The sequence below is a fragment of the Clostridium sp. YIM B02500 genome (assembly GCF_022324665.1).
In the GTDB taxonomy this organism is placed as follows: domain Bacteria; phylum Bacillota; class Clostridia; order Clostridiales; family Clostridiaceae; genus Clostridium; species Clostridium beijerinckii.
Genome location: NZ_JAKGTE010000017.1, coordinates 92,381 through 113,527, shown reverse-complemented (window position 1 = coordinate 113,527; position 21,147 = coordinate 92,381). Strand labels below are relative to the sequence as shown.

Here is a 21,147-nt window from a genome sequence, read left to right as displayed (position 1 = left end):
CCATTCCGAACAGGAAAGTTAAGGTCTATAGCGCCGATGGTACTGCATGGGAGACTGTGTGGCAGAGTAGGACATTGCGAGGTAATAAAAAATATGCTCAGATGATAACTTATCATCTGAGCATATTTTTTATTATAAAGTTTTTTGATTTAAAATAATAATTAAAGAATCCTTAAATATAAAAATTCAGATTTAAGGATTTGCAATAACTACTTATACAACGTGTAACTAATTTTTGGGACACGACTATACTGGTATTAATAGAGATAAGCATATATATTGAAATTTATTTCTATGCACAATTTTTTATATTTAGATTTCATTATCTGAGACTGTTTAAGAATTTTCTAATTATCATTAAATTGTGATTGTGATAAATTACTTTAGAAGGTGAGATTATGATTAAATTAGTACTAGTAAGGCATGGAGAAAGTCTTTGGAACTTAGAAAATAGATTTACGGGATGGACAGATGTGGATTTGTCAGAGAATGGATTAAAGGAAGCAAGAAGAGCAGGAAAAATACTTAAGAAAAATGGTTTTGTATTTGATGTAGCTTATACATCAGTTCTAAAAAGAGCGATAAGAACATTATGGAGAATATTATATGAGATGGATTTGGCATGGATTCCTGTTTTTAAATCATGGAGACTAAACGAGAGACATTATGGAGCTTTACAAGGATTAAATAAAGCAGAAACTGCTAAAAAATATGGAGGAGAGCAAGTTCATAAATGGAGAAGATTTGTAAATGTAAAACCTCCAGAATTGACTAAAGAGGATACCAGATACCCTGGGAATGAATATAAGTACAAGGATTTAAATGAAGAACAAATACCTTTAACAGAAAACCTTGCTGATACTGAAAGACGTGTGTTAGAGGAATGGAGAGGAAATATAGCTGAAGATTTGAAAGAAGGTAAAAGAGTGATAATATCTGCTCATGGAAATACATTAAGAGCTTTAGTTAAATATTTAGACGACATTCCAGCTGATAATGTAGCTAATTTGAATATTCCAACAGGAATACCTTTAGTATATGAATTGGATGAAAAGTTAAAGCCAATTACTCATTATTACCTATCAGATAAGGAATAAGTGATAGGATAAGTTGGTGTAAAATCTGAATTTAAGAAAAAATTACAATAATTATAACAAAGAAATATAATTTATTGCAAAAACAGTAAATCTTTTAAAATTTTAAATTATATAGATTTACTGTTTTTGTGATTTTATTCAAATTAAATATAAAATTTTGTATTTTTTGTTTATATATTTCTATTAATATAAAGCGTATAATTACATAGTTGTGGAGTTCAGAATTGAAATAGGATATTTTTGTGATATCGTATTAAATGTTTGACTAATATAAATTAATTTTTACTAATATCTTTAAGGGGGAGACATTAAATGATAATAACTAGAAATTTAACAAAAGGAAATCCGGCAAAATTGATATTGCTGTTTACTATTCCTTTATTAATAGGAAATATATTTCAACAATTTTACAATATAGCAGATACATTTATTGTTGGCCGTACAATAGGCGTAAATGCTTTAGCAGCGGTAGGATGTACAGGAAGCATAATGTTTTTAATTTTAGGGTTTGCTCAAGGTTTAACATCGGGACTTTCAATCATTACTGCGCAAAAATTTGGTGCAGATGATAAGGAAGGGGTTAAGAAAAGTTACTTCACAGGCATAGTTATTAGCATGATAATAACTATAATTCTTACAACTATAAGTACGATTCTAGCTAGACCTATATTAGAACTAATGAATACACCTGTAGAAATTATTGATGATGCATATAATTTTGTAGTAGTAATATTTATTGGAATAATAGCATCGATGTTTTTTAATTTTTTTTCAAATATTATTAGAGCCTTGGGAGATAGCAAAACGCCATTAATATACTTAGTGGTAGCGTGTATTTTAAATATAATTTTAGAATTTGCATTTATATTAATATTCAAGATGGGAGTAACTGGAGCAGCTTGTGCAACTGTTATAGCACAGGGAGTATCGGCGTTATTGTGTATGTGGTACATAAAGAGAAATTTGCCCATACTTAAGTTAAAGAAGAGTGACTTAAAGTTATCCAAAGAAACTTTTTTAGAACACATTAAAATTTCTCTACCAATGGGATTTCAGGCATCTATAATAGCAATTGGTGCTATTATATTACAATTCGCATTAAATAGCCTTGGGGCTACTTCTGTAGCTGCATATACTGCCGCTCAGAAAATAGATACTCTCGCTACTCAACCGATGATGTCATTTGGTATAACAATGGCCACATACACAGCACAAAATTTTGGTGCGGAAAAAATTGATAGAATTAAAGAAGGCGTAAAGAAATGCGTTTTTATATCAGTAGCATTTAGTATTATAGTGGGCCTTATAAATACTTTTGCAGGTTATTTTCTTACAGGAATTTTTGTTGGATATGATCAAAAAGAAGTTATTAGGTTGTCACAAATATATTTAACTTCAAACGGATTAAATTATTTTTTACTTTCACTACTGTTTATATATAGATATACGCTTCAAGGATTAGGGCAAAGTTTTATTCCAACAGTAGCAGGAATTATGGAATTGTTGATGAGGACGTTCGCTGCAATTATATTATCACGACCGTTAGGTTTTTTAGGCGTGTGTATGGCTAATCCATTAGCATGGCTTGGAGCATGTATTCCACTTATAAGTGCATACTATATTAGCATCAGGAGAATAGATATAGAATACTCAAAAAAGAAAAGCTGTTTGTATGAATCAGATATAGATGCATGCAATTATATAAGTAAGTAAAAGTTAGTTTATATAGTAACTTTGTATTGTCGTATGATTTATGTGATAAGGAATGAAATAGGATTATTTAACACCAATAATCTTAGTTCATTCCTTATTACATTTTTTGATTATTTTAATTGTGTTTAAATCGATACATCTAATAGAGTAATTTGAAATTGAATATTGAATTTATATAATATTGTTGAAAGAATTTTACAAATATTTGAATGTAAAATACTGAATATATAAAATTTGTAATATATATACTGAGAATATAAAATGAGTTTTATATAAATGATATAATTAGAAGATCGGGAGTGAGATTATGGATGGAGAATCAGTGATAAAGTGGCATAAGGATATAATCGTAATAATTATGGGGGAAAGTGGAGGACTTTAGTTACAATGAATTAAAAATACTTAATATATTTTGATAATTATATTAAGATAAACATACATTTTTATAAAGTGGATATAAATTAAAAATTTAATAAAGTATTTATTGTAATAAAATGAAAAATAATATATAAATATATATGAAAATAAAAATGCTAGAATTAATATTAACATTTTTGGCATTTGTTATTAAAATAAAGATAAAAAGTGAGGAACAAAATGGAAGATAATCAAAATATACAAGACAAAATAAAAAGTTTTTTAGAAGAGAATAGGATAAATGTTAAAGGTGGAACTATAACAAGTGAAAAGCAATTATCACTTGTTTTAAATGATCTTGCAATGGGAGATTTTAAAAAAGGAAAGCTAGATAAGGCATTATATTTCACAGAAAAAGCAGCTGAATTTAATAAAGAAAATTATTATTCATATTTTATAAAAGGTCTAGTATGTAGAAAGTTAGGGAAAAATGAAGATGCGATTGAAGCATTTAATGTATATTGTAAAGACTCTGATGATTCATTAACCCACATATATATGGGACTTTCGTATGCAGAATTAGGAAACATAGAAAATGCATTAGATCATCTTAGAAAAGGCGAAAAGAACATCTCAAAAAATGAAAAGGAAGATCATAAATTATTAATCTGTGCAACTTATGAGTGTATAGGAAATATATATTTAAGTAAAGAAAATATAGTAGAATTTAATGAGAGAGATAAATATAGTATGAACTATAAAAGTGCGGTAAGATATTATAAAATGGCACTAAAAATAAACAGGAAAAATCCTGATTTAATCAATAGATTAGCTGCATGTTATTATCATCTTGAAGATTTAAATAAAGCATTATATTGCTATGAGCAAGCTGCTAAGATTGTAGAAGATAAAAGCATGTATGTAGAAGCAATCAAAGAAATGCATGAAGCTGGTGCTAAATCAGAGCCAGCAGGATTTTAGTCTATAAGAAAATTGTATAGATAAAAAAGCTTAATGTTATATTTTAGTAACATTAAGCTTTTTTGTATTTTTATAAGGTTTAATAAGCCAAAGGTAAACAACGTTAAAATACTGTATATAAATCAATTAAGCATATTCTGAAAAGTAAAGTGAAAATATCTTTCTAGAATTAATTAAAAGAGATAGAGACTAGGAAATACATAACTGATATATATAAATTTATAAATTAACTTGTAAAAACTATCATAACATTTCTACACAACGAACGTTTTTTGATAATATAGTTCTAAAATTTATATTTGTAGAGAATACAAATGTCTTTCGTGGGTTGACAGATGGGCGGATATAGGATAATATATAATTTGTTAATAATCGTCGGAATAAATTAATAAATTAATAAATTTATACTTTAAGGATTACTTTATATAAACAATTTCAATAGAAATATTAAAAAGAATAGTAATATTTAAACAATGAATAGCTGGTTAATTATTTTCTATGTTTTTTGTAAATCTTATTATCAAATTATTATTTTTTTGCAGAGTACACCTTGAGAAAATAAAACTAATACTAGGGGGCTTATTTTATGAAGAAAAAAATTTCTTTGATTTTGGCGCTGGCTATGACAACTACATTTACGCTGGCGGGATGTTCAAAATCAAATACTAAAGCAAATATAGACAGCGATGTTATAAAAATTGGTGTATTTGAGCCAATGACTGGTGCTAACGCAGCTGGGGGACAGCTAGAAGTAGAAGGCGTAAAACTTGCGAACAAGCTCTATCCAACAGTTAATGGTAAAAAAGTTGAACTGGTTTTTGCAGATAATAAATCAGACAAAGTTGAAGCGGCTAGTGCAGCATCTAATCTTGTGGAGCAGGAACAAGTTAATGCAATTATAGGAAGCTGGGGAAGTGGAAATTCTATGGCGGCAGGAGATGTTGTACAAGATGCCAAGGTTCCAGCAGTTGCAGCCTCAGCTACAAATCCTCTTGTAACAGCTGGTAATGATTATTACTTTAGAGTTTGTTTTATAGATCCTTTTCAAGGAACTGTTATGGCAAAATATGCAGCAAATAAATTGCAAGCTAAAAAAGTAGCTTTACTTCAAGAGGTTTCAAGTGATTACTCAGTTGGAATTTGTAAGTTCTTTACTGATGAATTTATAAAGATTACAGGAGATAAAGATGCAATTATAGCTAAAGCTAACTATAATACAGGTGATCAGGATTTTACAGCTCAACTAACAAATATAAAGAGCAGTAATCCAGATGTGATTTTTGCTCCAGGTAATTTTACAGAAGGAGCTATGATAATAAAACAAGCAAGACAGCTTGGAATAACTACTCCAATAATTGGAGGAGATACTTGGGAAACTCCAGAATTTTTAGATATAGGTAAAGAAGATGTTGATGGAACAGTATTTTCTACTTTTTTTGCAAGTGAGACTCCTATAACTAACGAATCAAAAGTCTTTCTTGATGAATATAGAAAAGAATATAATAAAGAACCAGCAGCGGTTTCAGCTTTATCATATGATGCATATCTAGTAATTTTAGATGCAATTAAGAGAGCTAATTCGATAGATCCAGTAAAGATTAGAGATGAAATTGCAAAAACCAAGAATTTTCCTGGTGCTGCAGGAGTAATAACTATAGATCAAAATAACAATGCAGTAAAAGATGCAGTTTTAAAGATAGTTAAAGATGGTAAATTTACTTATCTTGATACAATAAAACCTGAAGAAAATTAATTAGGGGTGAAAATATGACTTTAATGAATTTAAGCACATTTATGCAAAATTTAGCAAATGGTATCTCACTAGGAAGTTTATACGCACTTATAGCCATAGGATATACTATGGTCTATGGAATATTAAAACTTATAAATTTTGCGCATGGAGATATATTTATGATGGCTGCATATTTCGGATTTTTCGGAGTTGCAACATTTGGACTACCTTGGTACTTTGCTTTTATAATCGCAGTGGTTATAACAGCATTCCTTGGAATGGGAATTGAATTCACTGCTTATAGACCGTTAAGAAATGCACCTAAGATTTCAGCTTTGATTTCAGCTATTGGTGTATCCTTCTTACTTGAAAATTTAGCGGTTGTTTTATTTGGAGGAAGACCTAAAGCATTTCCAGATGTGAAGCTATTTACAGATGTAATAGTTATAGGTGGAATTTCAATTCAAAGACTTACTTTTATAATTCCAGTTGTTACAATAGTAATACTATTTGTTTTATTACACTTAGTTAATAATACGAATATTGGTATGGCAATGAGAGCAGCTTCAAAAGATGTTGAAACTGCAAGACTTATGGGGATAAATGTAAATAAGACAATATCATTTACTTTCGCTATTGGATCGGGATTAGCTGCAGTAGGTTCTATGATGTGGTGTGTAAAATATCCACAAATAGTTGCACTTATGGGAATGATGCCAGGTCTTAAATGTTTTATAGCCGCTGTAATTGGTGGTATAGGAGATATTAAGGGAGCAGTTATTGGTGGTTTTATACTTGGACTAGCTGAAATTATGTTAATTGGATTTTTCCCTGGACTTACAGGGTATAGGGATGCTTTAGCATTTATACTATTAATCGTAATATTGCTATTTAAGCCTACAGGAATAATGGGCAAAAATTTAACAGAGAAGGTGTAAAAATGAACAATAAAAATAAATTTTTAAATATAGCTCTTATTGCAATTGTATTTTTACTCTTATTTGTTGCAAATAATAGCTTAGACTCTTATAAAATTAGAATTTTAAATTTATGTGCAATATATACAGTTCTTGGATTAAGCTTAAATCTAATAAATGGATTTACAGGATTGTTTTCATTAGGACATGCAGGCTTTGTAGCAGTAGGTGCTTATACAACTGCATTGCTTACAATGAGTGAAAAAGTTAAAAATCAAAATTTCTTTATGGAACCATTAATGGCGCCTTTTAATCATATATCGGTACCGTTTATTGTAGCATTGTTAATAGCTGGTCTTTTATCCGCATTTATAGCAGTTTTAATAGGTGCTCCGGCTTTAAGACTTAAGGGTGACTATTTGGCTATTGTTACTTTAGGATTTGCAGAAATTATAAGAATAGTTATTACTAATATACAAGGTTTAACCAATGGAGCTTTGGGTCTTCGTGGTATTCCTCATATGACAAACCTATATTGGAGCTTTGGAGTAGCAATTGTGACAATAATAATATTGCTGTCGCTTATAAATAGTTCCTATGGAAGAGCTCTAAAATCAATTAGAGAAGATGAGATTGCGGCTGAAAGTATGGGGATAAGTTTATTCAAACACAAAGTAATAGGATTCGCTATTGGTGCTTTTTTTGCCGGAGTTGGAGGTGGATTACTTGGGAACTTAATGGGAACAATTGATCCTAATATGTTTAAGTTCAGCCTTACGTTCAATATACTCCTTATAATAGTTATTGGAGGAATGGGAAGCGTTACAGGAACAGTTATATCAGCTTTCATCGTAACAATACTTGGAGAAGCTTTAAGATTTTTGGATATGGAAAAGCAATTTGATTTAGGAATCTTTAGTTTTTCAGGGATACCAGGACTTAGAATGGTTATTTTCTCAATTTTGCTTATGATAATAGTATTATTCTTTAGACATGGAATAATGGGCACAAAAGAATTTTCGTGGAAATCAATATTTAAATATTCTAATAACAAACCTCTAGAAGAAGGAGGGGACAAGTAATGGCATTATTAAACGTACAAAATGCGACTATGCAGTTTGGAGGACTTACGGCTGTAAAAGACTTTAACCTTCAAATTAATCAAGGAGAAATAATTTCCTTAATTGGACCTAATGGGGCTGGTAAAACTACAGCCTTTAATATGATCACTAATGTGTATACTCCTACAAGAGGAAAAATAATCTTTAATGATACTAATATTACTGGAATGAGACAAGATAAAATAACTCAAACTGGTATAGCAAGAACATTTCAAAACATAAGACTTTTTAAAGATTTGAGTGTACTTGACAATGTTTTAATAGGAAATCATGTTCATATTAAGTCAAACTGTATTGAAGCTATGTTAAAGCTTCCTAGATATAAAAGAGAAGAAAAAGAAATGGTTGAGAAATCTTTAGAGCTTTTAAAAGAAGTAGGTCTTGAAAAGTTAAAAAATGAGAAAGCAAGTTCTCTTCCATACGGTATGCAGAGAAAACTTGAAATAGCAAGAGCGCTTGCTACTAATCCGAAGCTTCTTCTTCTTGATGAACCAGCAGCAGGAATGAATCCTACAGAAACTGATGAACTTACAGATTTTGTTAGAGAAATTAAGGATAAATTTGATTTAACTATATTTATGATAGAGCATCATATGAATATGGTTATGGGGTTATCAGATAGAATACAGGTTTTTGAATATGGAATTACTATAGCTGAAGGTACACCTTCTGAAATACAAAACGATAAAAAGGTTATAGATGCATATTTGGGGGTAGCTGAAGATGATTAAAATTGATAATTTAGTAGTCGCCTATGGTGGAATTGAAGCGTTAAAGGGAATAAGCTTAGAGGTACCAGAGGGGAAGATCGTAACTTTAGTTGGTGCTAACGGAGCAGGAAAAAGTACTACATTAAAATCTATAGTAGGTCTTGTTAAACCAAAGAGTGGAACTATAAATTTGGATGATGGAACTGATTTAACTAAGCTTAATACAGAACTTATGGTGAAAAAAGGAATAGCATTAGTTCCAGAAGGAAGAAAAGTCTTTTCAGATCTTACAGTACTGGAAAATTTAAAAATAGGTGCTTATACAAGAAAGGATAAATCAGGTATTCAAGAAGACTTGGAAAAGGTATATTCACTTTTTCCAAGACTTAAGGAGAGAACTTGGCAATTATCGGGAACTCTTTCAGGAGGTGAGCAACAAATGCTTGCAATAGGAAGAGCACTTATGTCAAGACCAAAGTTAATAATGATGGATGAGCCTTCTTTAGGACTTGCACCAATAATTGTAAAAGAATTATTTGGAATTATAAAGAAAATTAATGAAGAAGGCATGACAGTTCTACTAATTGAGCAAAATGCAAATGCAGCTTTAAAAATAGCTGATATTGGCTATATTATGGAAACTGGAAGAATAACACTAAGTGGCTCAGGGCAAGAATTACTTTCTAATGATGAAATTAAAAAAGCTTATCTTGGTGAAGCTTTGTAATATGAGAATTTTCGTATTTAGAGGAGAAATAGCAAGTCAGAAAATAGAAAAATACTGACTTGTTATTTTTTTATTTAAGGAATTTATTTTGCCTTTATTATTACAATACATTAAATTAAAATATAAGTTTTTAGAAAAAGATAATTTTAATTGAACTAAGAGATGTATATTATAAGAAATAAATGCTGGGATATTAGAATTTTTTGAGTTACTATTTTGTTGCTCTTATTTTATACGTCAATAAGATTAAATTAATACTTAGATATTAGGGGGATATATATATGAAAAGAAAAATTTCATTGCTTTTGGTTATAGCTATGATGACTTCTTTTACTTTAGGAGGTTGTAATTCAAAATCAGGCACAAAAGCCAATGAGGATAGTGATGTAATAAAAATAGGTGTGTTTGAACCAATGACAGGTGCAAATGCAGCAGGTGGACAATTAGAAACAGAAGGTGCAAAACTTGCAAACAAGATTTATCCAACTGTTCTTGGTAAAAAAGTTGAACTGGTTTTTGCAGATAATAAATCTGATAAAGTTGAAGCAGCTAGTGCAGCTGCAAACCTTATTGAGCAGGAGCATGTTAATGCTATTATAGGAAGCTATGGAAGTGGTTTCTCTATGGCAGCAGGGGATATAGTACAGGAAGCTAAGGTTCCAGCTGTAGGGGTAACTTGTACAAACCCTTTAGTAACCGCAGGAAATGATTATTACTTTAGAGTTTGCTTTATTGATCCTTTTCAAGGAACTGTTATGGCAAAATACGCAGCTAATAAGCTAAAGGCTAAAAAGGTAGCAATTCTTCAAGAGGTCTCAAGTGATTACTCAGTTGGAATCTGCAAATTCTTTACTGATGAATTTAAAAAGCTAACTGAGGATAATAATGCTGTTGTAGCAAAAGCAAATTATAACACAGGAGATCAGGATTTCTCAGCACAGCTTACAAATATTAAAGGAAGCAATCCTGATGTAATATTTGCTCCAGGGAATTTTACTGAAGGAGCAATGATAATAAAGCAGGCAAGGCAACTTGGAATTACAGCACCAATAATTGGAGCTGATACCTGGGAGACACCGGAATTTTTAGATATAGGTAAAGAGGATGTTGAAGGAACTGTATTTTCAACATTTTTTGCAACTGAGACACCTATAACTGAAGAATCTAAAATTTTTCTTGATGAATATAGAAAACAATATAATAAGGAGCCAGCAGCAGCTACAGCATTAGGGTATGATGCATATCTAGTAATTTTAGATGCGATTAAGAGAGCTAATTCTGCAGATCCAGTTAAAATTAGAGATGAAATAGCAAAAACAAAAGATTTTCCTGGTGCAGCAGGAGTAATAACAATTGATGAAAACAATAATGCAGTAAAAGAAGCTGTTTTAAAGATAGTTAAAGATGGCAAGTTTACTTATCTAGATACAATAAAGCCTGAATAGAATTAAAAATGTGAATACTTTAATAAAATGGATAATGTATGTTACAATTAAGTTCCAATATTGTGGCCCTAATTGGATAACTTGATTTATAAGGATTCTAAATGTATACTTAGTATTTACAGATATATATGATAATAATATTTATAGATAGAGGTAAATGGTTGTATGTTTTTTATAGGTATATTTGGCATTGAAAATAAAAATAAAGAAATAAAGATTTTAGACAATTTAAACTGTAAAAAATGTAATAAAGTTTTTCGTGGAAAGCTGATAAAAAATTTTAATTATTTTCATTTTTTCTTTATTCCGCTTTTTAGGTGGAATATAAAATATTATATAATATGTGATGGATGTAGAACTAACTTTAGTATTTCAGTAGACAAAGGAAAAGCCATTGAGAATAACGAACCTGTGAATATAACTTATTGGGATCTTGATGAGCTAGAAAGCAGTAATTATAGAGATAATTATAATAGTGGTATATGCAGGAACTGTGGTATGGAAGTTGACCCAAGTTTTCAATTTTGTCCTCATTGTGGGAATAGGATTAAATTTTGAATTTAAAAAAAATCAAGTAGCCGTTGTAGCTACTTGATTTTTTTTCGTTAATTAAAAGTTTCACAAAATCACGTTGATTCGAGTAAAAATTGATAAAGAAATCTTTAATTACAGAAATATATTGTAATAGTTATTGAAATGGAATAACGTGGGTTTTATAATATATAATGATAGAATAGGTTTCTGATTCCAAAAGTTAAAATTGGCTTTAGGATAATAATTTATTAAAGAATTAGTGATTATGAAAGAGGATATTAGATGTTTAATTATATAATATTTCTTGCAATGTTTTTAACGGCATTTGTTTCGGCGCAATTATGCATATTTTTATTTTATAAAAAAAGAAGAATACATTTAAACGGTCTTTTAGGTGTTATTTTATGTGTTTTTATATATAGTTTATTTTATTCTTTTGAGTTAATATGTCCTAATTTAACCTTTATGAAATTGTTTACTGGAATAGAGTATATAGGAATAGCATCCATTCCGGCTTTTTGGGTCATCATGGCCCTAGAATATACTAATAAAAGTAGGTATATCACTAAAAAGCTCTATATGTTGTTATTTTCGTTGCCTATGGTATTAGTGGCATTAAATATTACTAATGACTATCATCATCTTTTTTATAAAAGTTACACAGTTGACATTGCAGATAATCTATATATTGCAAATCTTAAACCAGGCATTGTATATGTTATATGCGTAATTTTTGTAAATGTATGCTTCATAGTAGGGAATAGCCTGTATTTAATTTTTTATAGAAAAGAAAACAGTTTATATAAAAAGAGAAGCTTTAAAATCATGCTTACATCATTTATTCCTTGGATTGGATATTGGATATACATGTCAAGGATTACGTCTATAAGAATAGATATAGTTCCAATTTTTATGGGAGTATTTTGTTTGATATATACATACGCTTTGTTTAAATCAAATATCTTTGAAACAGCTACTATTGCTAGACATGTTGTTTTTGACAATATTTCTGAAGCAATATTAGTATTAGACCAAGAAAACAAAATAATAGATATGAATAATATAGCAGAGAAAATTTTTAATATAAAATCAAAGCTAGCAATAGGACAAGACGTATGCACAGAGTTTAAAGAGTATCAGGAAATTATCAAATATATATATGAAGAAAAAGAAACGAGTTTCAACTGTGAAATTAAAATCAAGAACAAACTCTATTATTTTAAAGGAAAGCTTACACTAATTAATAATAACAGAGGGAAGGGTAAAGTTATTGTTTTGAGTGATAATACTGAACAGGTTTTAATGATTAAGAAACTTGAGTACTATGGCATCACTGACGTTTTGACAGGGGTATATAATAGAAAGTATTTCTATAAAATTGCAAAAGAAAAAATTGAAGCTTGTTCGGATAAGAAACATATGTCTCTATTAATGATGGATATAGATAAATTTAAAATTATTAATGATACTTATGGGCATCCTACAGGTGATATTGTTCTAAAAAAGGTAATGAATATTTGTAAAGAATTATTGGGAAAAAAATATTATATAGGAAGATATGGGGGAGAGGAATTTTTAATTCTACTAGATAATGCTAATTCAGAAAAAGCTTTAGAGATTGGTGAAACAATAAGAAGAAGGATTGAAAATTTGGAAATACTCCATGACAATAAATGCATAAAGATAACATCTTCTTTTGGGATATTTACATCAGTTAGAGAACGAGATTTGGAAAATATGATTAAATTTGCAGATAAAGCTTTGTATGAAGCGAAGAGTTTAGGGAGAAATAGGGTTTCTATAAAAATGGGAAATAGTTAGACTATAATAAATGGTGTAGCGCATTTATTATTACAAAGTAAAAAACTTTAAATAGTTACTATAATACTATTTAAAGTTTTTTTATTTAAAATATTTAATTAAAAAATTCATGAAATAAAAATACATTTTTAGTTTTTGCTTGCTTCAAATCTATCAACATGCAATATAGAAGGAAATAATTTCATCCATAACATTACAACTGCTATAGTTCCAATGCCTCCAATAAGAGCAGCGGGAACAGTCCCGAATAAAGACGCTGTAATTCCTGATTCAAATTCACCAAGCTGATTAGAAGTTCCTATGAATATCATATTTACAGAGCTAACTCTTCCTCTCATATAATCTGGAGTATTAAGTTGAACAAGCGTAGATCGTATAACAACGCTAATTACATCGGAAGCACCTAAAATCAAAAGAGCAATGAAAGATATTATAACAGATCTAGATATTGCAAAAGCTATAGTAGATAAACCGAAGAATATAACAGCTATGAACATTGTCTTCCCTACATTGTGCTTTAATGGTTTCCTTGCAAGATAAGCAGACATTAATAATGCTCCAACGGCAGGAGCAGATCTTAGTATGCCTAAACCAAAAGAACCTATCATTAGAATGCTACTTGCGTATATTGGAAGTAAGGCAGTTGCGCCACCAAATAATACTGCAAATAAATCTAGTGATATTGCTCCAAGTATTATAGGTCTACTCTTTATAAAAGATATTCCTGCGAATAAAGATTTTATGCTAGTTGGCTCAGATTTAAAAATTTCTTTCTCAATTGAAATATGATATATAAGAATACCTGATATTAAATATAAGATGCCAGTTAATAAAAAAACTAGTGTTGTGCCAAACGTATATAAAATTCCGCCAACAGCTGGTCCTATAATAACTGCAAATTCTGAAACTGAAGACATTAAAGCAGAAGCTCGCGGGAAAATCTCCTTACTAACGATATTAGGCAATAAGGCTTGCATTGGTGGACCTTCAAAAGAATGAGCTACCGCTATAAAGAAAATGAGAATTAAAAATCGCTCTTTAGTAATTAACTCATTATAATTCCCAAAAGCCATAATAAAAATAAACACACTTTGAGTTACTTGACTTAAGGTTACTATTTTTCTGCGATCATATCTATCTGATATGTGTCCAACAAAAAGGGAGAGAAAAAGCATTGGTAAAAACTGAACTAGTCCAACAAGACCTAGATAAAATGCTGAATGAGTTAAGGAATACATTTGCCATCCAATAGCAACTGTAATCATTTGATATGCGAAATTAGTGGATACACGTGCTGTCATTAATAGTCTTAATGATTTGTTTTTAAGCAAAGAAGAATTGTCTTTAGTTGAAATCATTATATTTCAGAACCTTTCTGTATATAGAGTATTATGGCTAAATAAATATTCATAAACATAAGTAACTTATAGGTTTATAATATATTAAATAGCATTATTAATAGTATATACTGGTGAAGAACGCGTATCAAGTTAATAATGGAATTATTTTCTTTTAGAATTGCGGATACAGTTATTAGCAAAAACTATTTTGGACACAATAAATAGCTTTGTTACTAATATTAAAAAGTTATTTTGAAGAAGAATTTATCAACTGTAAATAATTATTTATGTTAAAAATATGATAAAATAAACATTAATCTAGTATTAAATATTATTAATACACATAAGAGGAGGATATAATATGAGTTTTGGAAATCTTCAGAAGATAAGTAATGGAAAGAGAACTTTTGGAATAACTCCGCATATTCCAGGCGGTTTTATTACTATAGAAACTATGCAAAAAATTGTGGATATAGCAAAAAAATATAATGGTATATTAAAAATAACTTCAGGACAAAGAATATTAATAACTAATCTTAAGCAAGAAGACTTGGAAAATGTTTGGAATGAACTTGGAATGGAACCAGCAGTTAAAACACAAAATTCAGTTAAGAATGTTGAAATGTGTCCAGCTGGATACTGTAAAAGATCTAAATATAACACAATTGGGACTGGAATGAAACTTTCAAGAAAATATCAATGGATGGAAATGCCATGTAGGACTAAAATAGGAGTAGCAGGCTGTAGAAATGCTTGTGGAAGCGTTTATAGTAAAGATATTGGAGTGATAGCCGATAAAACCGGTTTTATTGTTGCAGCAGGAGGATCAGGAGGTTATAACCCAAGAATGGCAGATATTATTGCTAAAGATATAACAGAAAGCCAAGCATTGAGTTTAGTTGATAATATTTTTGAATATTATATAGAAAATGCAGAGGCAGGAGAAAAGCTGGGATTTTTTATTGATAGAATCGGAATTGAGAAATTTAATCAAGATGTTTTAAAGGGTATAGATATATAGATTCCTTATACATAATTTGGAGTTATATAAATGATATCTAAAAGGTCTTTAAAAAAGAGAGAATTTTGATTAAATAAAAAATTAATTCACGGGGGAATAATGAAAAAAATAAAAGCGGTGTTATTTGACATGGATGGAGTTATATTCGATACAGAGAGAGTATACCTAGAGACTTGGAGAAAGATTTTTAAGAAGTATGGATATGATATGAGTGATGATGTCTATATTTCTGTAATGGGAAGAGGACGGAAAAACGTAATCAAGAAATTTTTAGAGTTATATGGAGAAAACTTGCCTATAACACAAATGTATGAAGAAAAAGATAAGGAATTAAAGAAGGCAGTAGAAAGTGGTCAAATTGCTATTAAAGAAGGGGCGAAGGAAATTTTAGAGTTTCTAAAAGAGAGAGGATATAGAATAGCTCTTGCGACATCAGCTAAAATAGAACGAGCTAATATTCAGTTTAGAAATACTGATATCAAAGAAGATTTTGATGTTATGGTTTATGGTGATGATGTAGTAAAAGCCAAACCAGATCCAGAAATATTTCTAAAGGCCGCTAAAAAGCTTTGTGTAAATCCTGAAGATTGTATTGTTATAGAGGATTCTGCTGCAGGTATTGAAGGAGCATATAAAGCTAAAATGATAGGAATACATGTAGAAGATCTTAAGAAAGCCGACAATGATATACTAAAGTATTGTCATAAAAGCTTTGAGAATTTACTAGATATTAAGGAGTATTTAAGTAAGAATATTGATAGGTAATAATTAATATATTCAGAATTTACGTTAAATTGTGTTTTTATAAATATTTATTATCTTACTATTTTGATAAAATGCGGTACATAGCTTGGAGATTATTCTAAAATAATACTTATTTTAGACAACAAATTTATTATTAATAAATTTGTTGTCTTTTTTTATAAAATAATCATATAATATTTAATAATTTTCTATAAATATATGTTATAATAGACTGGCGATGCATAAAATTGAGAGCTTCGTATTTATCTCGTTATTAACTTAAGGGGGAGGATAATAAGTTTATTATTAAACGTGTTAAGAAAGTTTTATTAACTTGAAAAATTCTCGAAATATGGTGTATCATATATATGGATTTTCTTTATTAAAATAGTGCGTTAATAGATACAATAGATTATTATGCGACGGTTTTGTTAAAAATAATAAACAATTATACTAAATAATATATATTTTATATGATTAGATTTGAAAATAAAAAGAAGACAAAATGTTAAGGAGTGAATATTATGGGAGATAATAAAAAATCTTTTATACAAAGTGCATTAGGTTCAGTTTTTTCTGTTTTTAGCGAAGAGGAATTAAAAGAACTGTCAAACGGCAGAAAAATTGCTATATGTGGAAAAGTTAACAATCCAGGGATAATAGAAGTTCCGGAAGGGGCTACACTTAATGAAATAATACAATTATGTGGTGGGCTTATAAACAAAAGTAACTTTAAAGCAGCTCAAATAGGACTTCCTTTCGGTGGTTTTTTAACAGAGGACAGCTTAGATAAAGAATTTGATTTTGGACTATTTTATGAAAATATTGCACGAACAATTATTGTTTTATCACAAGAAGACTGTATTATTCAATTTGAAAAATTTTATATAGAATATTTACTAGCAAAAATTAAAGATGGATCTTATAAGAACTATGAAGTTGTTAAAGAGGACATAACTGAAATGTTTAATATATTAAACAGAATAAGTAAAGGTGTGTCTAATATGCGTGAGATTTATCTTTTGAGAAATCTTGCAGTGACAGTGAAAAGTAAGATGAACCAAAAGCATAATATCATGGAAGAAATAATAGACAAATTCTATGAAGAAATTGAAGAACATATAGAGGAAAAGAAGTGTTATACATCACAATGTAACCATTTAGTAAAATTAACAATTACTAAAAAATGTATTGGATGCGGAGCTTGTAAAAGAGCATGTCCTGTTGATTGCATAAATGGAGAATTAAAAAAGAAACATGAAATAGATTATAATAGATGTACACATTGTGGAGCATGTGTCTCTGCATGTCCTGTTGATGCAATAAGTGCAGGAGATAATACTATGTTATTTCTTAGAGATTTAGCAACACCTAATAAGGTTGTAATTACTCAGATGGCACCAGCAGTTAGAGTTGCGATAGGTGAAGCTTTTGGCTTTGAACCAGGAGAGAATGTTGAAAAGAAAATAGCAGCAGGTCTTAGAAAACTAGGAGTAGATTATGTGTTTGATACGAGCTGGGGAGCTGATTTAACAATAATGGAAGAAGCTGCAGAACTTCAAGAAAGACTTGAAAGACATCTAGCTGGGGATGAGAGTGTAAAACTTCCAATTCTTACTTCATGCTGTCCTTCATGGATTAAATTTATAGAGCAGAATTATGGAGATATGTTAGATGTTCCTTCTTCAGCTAAATCTCCAATGGAGATGTTTGCTATAGTGGCTAAGGAAATATGGGCAAAAGAGAAGGGGCTTTCAAGAGATGAAGTTACTTCAGTTGCTATTATGCCATGTATTGCAAAGAAGTATGAAGCTTCAAGAGCAGAATTTTCAGTAGATATGAACTATGATGTTGATTATGTAATCACAACAAGAGAACTTATTAAAATATTTGAAAATTCAGGAATAAACTTAAAAGAAATTGAAGATGAAGAAATAGATACAGTTATGGGAGAATACACTGGAGCTGGAATTATATTTGGTAGAACAGGTGGAGTTATAGAAGCAGCTACAAGAACAGCTCTTGAAAAGATGACTGGAGAAAGATTCGATAATATAGAATTTGAAGGCCTTAGAGGTTGGGATGGATTCAGAGTTTGCGAACTTGAAGCTGGAGATATAAAATTAAGAATAGGTGTTGCTCATGGACTTAGGGAAGCAGCTAAGATGTTAGATAAAATAAGATCAGGAGAAGAATTCTTCCATGCAATAGAAATAATGGCGTGTGTAGGTGGATGCATCGGCGGTGGTGGTCAACCTAAAACAAAGGGAAATAAGCAGGCAGCATTGCAAAAAAGAGCAGAAGGATTGAATAATATAGATAGATCAAAGACACTTAGAAGATCAAATGAAAATCCAGAAGTACTTGCTATATATGAAAAATATTTAGATCATCCATTAAGTAATAAAGCTCATGAGTTACTTCATACAGTATATTTCCCAAGAGTAAAAAAAGATTAGAACATTAATTTGAGTGTGATTTAAAATTATAGAAAAACCTCGATGTTAAATATCGAGGTTTTTCTTGGAATTATATTAAAATATAGAATAATATAATTTTTACAGTTTATTATTTGGAAGAGTATTTTTATAATTTTCTTTACATATGCAATTGAAATTTATAAAATGAATGTATACGTGTTTTTTCATATGATTATGAGTATATTTAAATATTCTTTATGTAATGTTAAATTTTATTATATATTTAATAAGTATTTTCTATTAATATATTTTGAGGGAAAATCGGATTCAATTATATATAATACATTTATATTCCGTATAATGAAATTATGCAAGTTATAGCATAAAGAATAGTGTTCGTTTATATTATCTTTAAATATTTTAATTTACTTATTTAAGCCAAGTAATATTAATACTTTATCACCTAATAAATTGATCAAGTAATGATAATATTATTATTAAATTTTACTTGAAATTAATAAAAGATATCATATGATTATTATCAATTGATAAAGGAGTAGATGTTGGCTATTAATTTTTTAGTAGTAAGATAACATAATTTGAAGTGATTCAAGAAATACTACAATTGTTAAAATAAGGTGAGTAATATTAAAATTAGGTTAAGTTTTTTAAAAAGAGTTTAAAAATGTTACAAAATAGAATATACTTGTTACTGGATTATGATATTTAACAATATGTCGAATATTTATATTTTATAGGGAGATGTGATAATATGTTTAATTTAAATCCAAAAGAAGATAAATTCTATAAAATGTTTATAGAAGCTGCACAAAATGTAGAGGAAGGTGCAAAAGTATTAAGAGAAAGCCTAAACTCATTATCCAATATTGAACTTAATGTTAGCAAGATCGAAGAATTAGAACATAACGGTGATAGATTAGTAAATGTTATGGTTAAAGAATTAAATGATTCATTTATAACTCCTTTTGATAGAGAAGACATGTACTTATTGATTAAAAGATTAGATGACATTTTAGATTTAATCAACTCAACAATACATAGATTTGTAATGTTTAACGTTACTGAAAGTACAGAACCAGCAAAATATTTAGCTGATATGATAATAAAATCTACAAAACTCATATCTGAATTAATGGATGAACTTCATTTAATAGCTGGTAAAAATAATATAAATGAAAAGATAGTAACAATAAACCAAATAGAAAGTGAAGTAGATCGTTTATTTAGAAATACAGTAGGTGACTTGTTTAGAAATGAAAAAGATCCTATAGAAATTATAAAATGGAAAGAAATATATCAAATATTAGAAAACACTATTGATAAGTGTGAAAAAATTGCAAATATTGTAGAGGGAGTTGTCATTAAGAATGTTTAGTACTATGACTATAACAGTATTAATAGTAATTACAGTATTAATATTTGACTTTATCAATGGATTCCATGATACAGCAACAGCGGTAGCTACTTCTATTACAACAAGAGCGCTTAAACCGCAAACAGCTATAGTAATATGTGCAATTTTTAATTTCATTGGTGCATTCTCAGGAACAGCGGTTGCAAAAACTGTAGGAGAAAACATAGTAAGTCATAATTCTATGCCTCAATGGGTTATATTAGGAGTTTTAATTTCAGCAATAATATGGAACATAATAACATGGTATTTTGGTATTCCAAGTAGTTCATCTCATGCGTTAATAGGTGCACTAGTTGGTGGCGGAATAGCTTATAATTTGAAATTTGATGTAGTAAATTGGTATAATCTTTTTCATGATGTTGTAATATGGATATTTATTGCACCAATTATTGGTTTTACAGTGGGATACATATTAATGATATTATTAAATTGGATATTAAAACCATTTAAGCCTGGAATAATAAATAAAATCTTTTTGAAATTACAAGTTGTTGCTGGTTCACTTATGGCATTAAATCATGGAAGTAATGATGCTCAAAAGTCTATGGGATTAATAACTATGGCATTATTAAGTGGTGGACTTATCAGTACATTTGAAGTGCCAACATGGGTTATAGCATGTTGTGCTATAGCTATGGCTCTTGGAACAGCATCTGGAGGAAAAAAAATTATCAAAACAATGGGAAGCGGGATGGCAAAACTTACACCAGTAAATGGATTTGCGGCTCAAACAGGAGGCGCAGCTGTAATATTTTTAGCAACACTATTTCACGCCCCAGTAAGTACAACTCACATTATTTCAACAACTGTAATGGGAGTAGGAGCTTCTAAAAGAATTAAATCTGTAAAATGGGGAGTTGCTCAAAATATAGTTTGGGCTTGGATTTTAACTATTCCAATAACAGCAGCTCTTTCAGCATTTATTATATTTATAGCTAAGCTATTTATTTAGGTATTTAAGTAATAAGTTCGAGAAACTTATGTTAAGATCTTATATATGCAATAGATGATATTTTAAAATAATAAACCTAT

Annotated in this window: 17 protein-coding genes; 16 read left to right on the top strand and 1 reads right to left on the bottom strand. The window is 29.4% G+C overall.

Features of this window, described 5'->3' with window-relative positions:
* The first annotated feature begins 398 nt into the window (after window positions 1-398).
* From gpmA to L1S46_RS15190, 11 genes are all read left to right on the top strand, one after another.
* Window positions 399-1,097 carry a 2,3-diphosphoglycerate-dependent phosphoglycerate mutase gene (gpmA, locus tag L1S46_RS15240; RefSeq protein ID WP_238900354.1) on the top strand — a complete coding sequence of 233 codons (699 nt, stop codon included), beginning with the start codon at window positions 399-401 and terminating at the stop codon, window positions 1,095-1,097.
* Window positions 1,098-1,409: 312 nt separating this feature from the next.
* Window positions 1,410-2,810: an MATE family efflux transporter gene (locus tag L1S46_RS15235; protein ID WP_011969084.1), complete on the top strand. Its 1,401-nt coding sequence runs from the start codon at window positions 1,410-1,412 to the stop codon at window positions 2,808-2,810.
* Between the two features lie 597 nt (window positions 2,811-3,407).
* Entirely contained in the window at window positions 3,408-4,148 is a 741-nt protein-coding gene (locus L1S46_RS15230; protein ID WP_011969085.1) for a tetratricopeptide repeat protein, read from the top strand.
* 586 nt (window positions 4,149-4,734) lie between these two features.
* Window positions 4,735-5,901: an ABC transporter substrate-binding protein gene (locus L1S46_RS15225; protein WP_039768388.1), complete on the top strand. Its 1,167-nt coding sequence runs from the start codon at window positions 4,735-4,737 to the stop codon at window positions 5,899-5,901.
* A 14-nt stretch (window positions 5,902-5,915) separates the two neighbouring features.
* Window positions 5,916-6,818, top strand: coding sequence for a branched-chain amino acid ABC transporter permease (locus L1S46_RS15220; RefSeq protein WP_011969087.1), 903 nt, complete (start codon window positions 5,916-5,918; stop codon window positions 6,816-6,818).
* 2 nt (window positions 6,819-6,820) lie between these two features.
* On the top strand, window positions 6,821-7,879 hold the full coding sequence (locus tag L1S46_RS15215; protein ID WP_011969088.1) for a branched-chain amino acid ABC transporter permease: 1,059 nt from the start codon (window positions 6,821-6,823) through the stop codon (window positions 7,877-7,879).
* Window positions 7,879-8,649, top strand: a complete 771-nt coding sequence (locus tag L1S46_RS15210) for an ABC transporter ATP-binding protein (RefSeq protein WP_017212967.1) — start codon at window positions 7,879-7,881, stop codon at window positions 8,647-8,649. The genes L1S46_RS15215 and L1S46_RS15210 overlap by 1 nt, the downstream gene beginning before the upstream one ends.
* Window positions 8,642-9,355, top strand: coding sequence for an ABC transporter ATP-binding protein (locus tag L1S46_RS15205; RefSeq protein WP_011969090.1), 714 nt, complete (start codon window positions 8,642-8,644; stop codon window positions 9,353-9,355). Before L1S46_RS15210 ends, L1S46_RS15205 begins: the two co-directional genes overlap by 8 nt.
* Before the next feature lie 281 nt (window positions 9,356-9,636).
* Window positions 9,637-10,800, top strand: a complete 1,164-nt coding sequence (locus L1S46_RS15200; protein ID WP_011969091.1) for an ABC transporter substrate-binding protein — start codon at window positions 9,637-9,639, stop codon at window positions 10,798-10,800.
* 165 nt (window positions 10,801-10,965) lie between these two features.
* Entirely contained in the window at window positions 10,966-11,358 is a 393-nt protein-coding gene (locus tag L1S46_RS15195; RefSeq protein WP_238900353.1) for a zinc ribbon domain-containing protein, read from the top strand.
* A gap of 258 nt (window positions 11,359-11,616) precedes the next feature.
* Window positions 11,617-13,155 carry a diguanylate cyclase gene (locus tag L1S46_RS15190; protein WP_039768397.1) on the top strand — a complete coding sequence of 513 codons (1,539 nt, stop codon included), beginning with the start codon at window positions 11,617-11,619 and terminating at the stop codon, window positions 13,153-13,155.
* 128 nt (window positions 13,156-13,283) lie between these two features.
* On the opposite strand, the gene L1S46_RS15185 is transcribed toward L1S46_RS15190, so the two are convergent.
* Window positions 13,284-14,513 carry an MFS transporter gene (locus tag L1S46_RS15185; protein WP_039768399.1) on the bottom strand — a complete coding sequence of 410 codons (1,230 nt, stop codon included), beginning with the start codon at window positions 14,511-14,513 and terminating at the stop codon, window positions 13,284-13,286.
* A gap of 343 nt (window positions 14,514-14,856) precedes the next feature.
* Here L1S46_RS15185 and L1S46_RS15180 point away from each other — a divergent pair, with 343 nt between their 5' ends.
* From L1S46_RS15180 to L1S46_RS15160, 5 genes are all read left to right on the top strand, one after another.
* Window positions 14,857-15,516: a nitrite reductase gene (locus L1S46_RS15180; protein WP_039768402.1), complete on the top strand. Its 660-nt coding sequence runs from the start codon at window positions 14,857-14,859 to the stop codon at window positions 15,514-15,516.
* A gap of 99 nt (window positions 15,517-15,615) precedes the next feature.
* A complete protein-coding gene (locus tag L1S46_RS15175; protein WP_039768405.1) occupies window positions 15,616-16,281 on the top strand; it encodes an HAD family phosphatase in 666 nt (221 codons plus the stop codon).
* A gap of 503 nt (window positions 16,282-16,784) precedes the next feature.
* A complete protein-coding gene (locus tag L1S46_RS15170; RefSeq protein ID WP_011969097.1) occupies window positions 16,785-18,719 on the top strand; it encodes a [FeFe] hydrogenase, group A in 1,935 nt (644 codons plus the stop codon).
* Window positions 18,720-19,452: 733 nt separating this feature from the next.
* Window positions 19,453-20,076 carry a DUF47 family protein gene (locus L1S46_RS15165; RefSeq protein ID WP_011969098.1) on the top strand — a complete coding sequence of 208 codons (624 nt, stop codon included), beginning with the start codon at window positions 19,453-19,455 and terminating at the stop codon, window positions 20,074-20,076.
* Entirely contained in the window at window positions 20,069-21,067 is a 999-nt protein-coding gene (locus L1S46_RS15160) for an inorganic phosphate transporter (RefSeq protein ID WP_011969099.1), read from the top strand. The genes L1S46_RS15165 and L1S46_RS15160 overlap by 8 nt, the downstream gene beginning before the upstream one ends.
* Window positions 21,068-21,147: the final 80 nt, after the last annotated feature.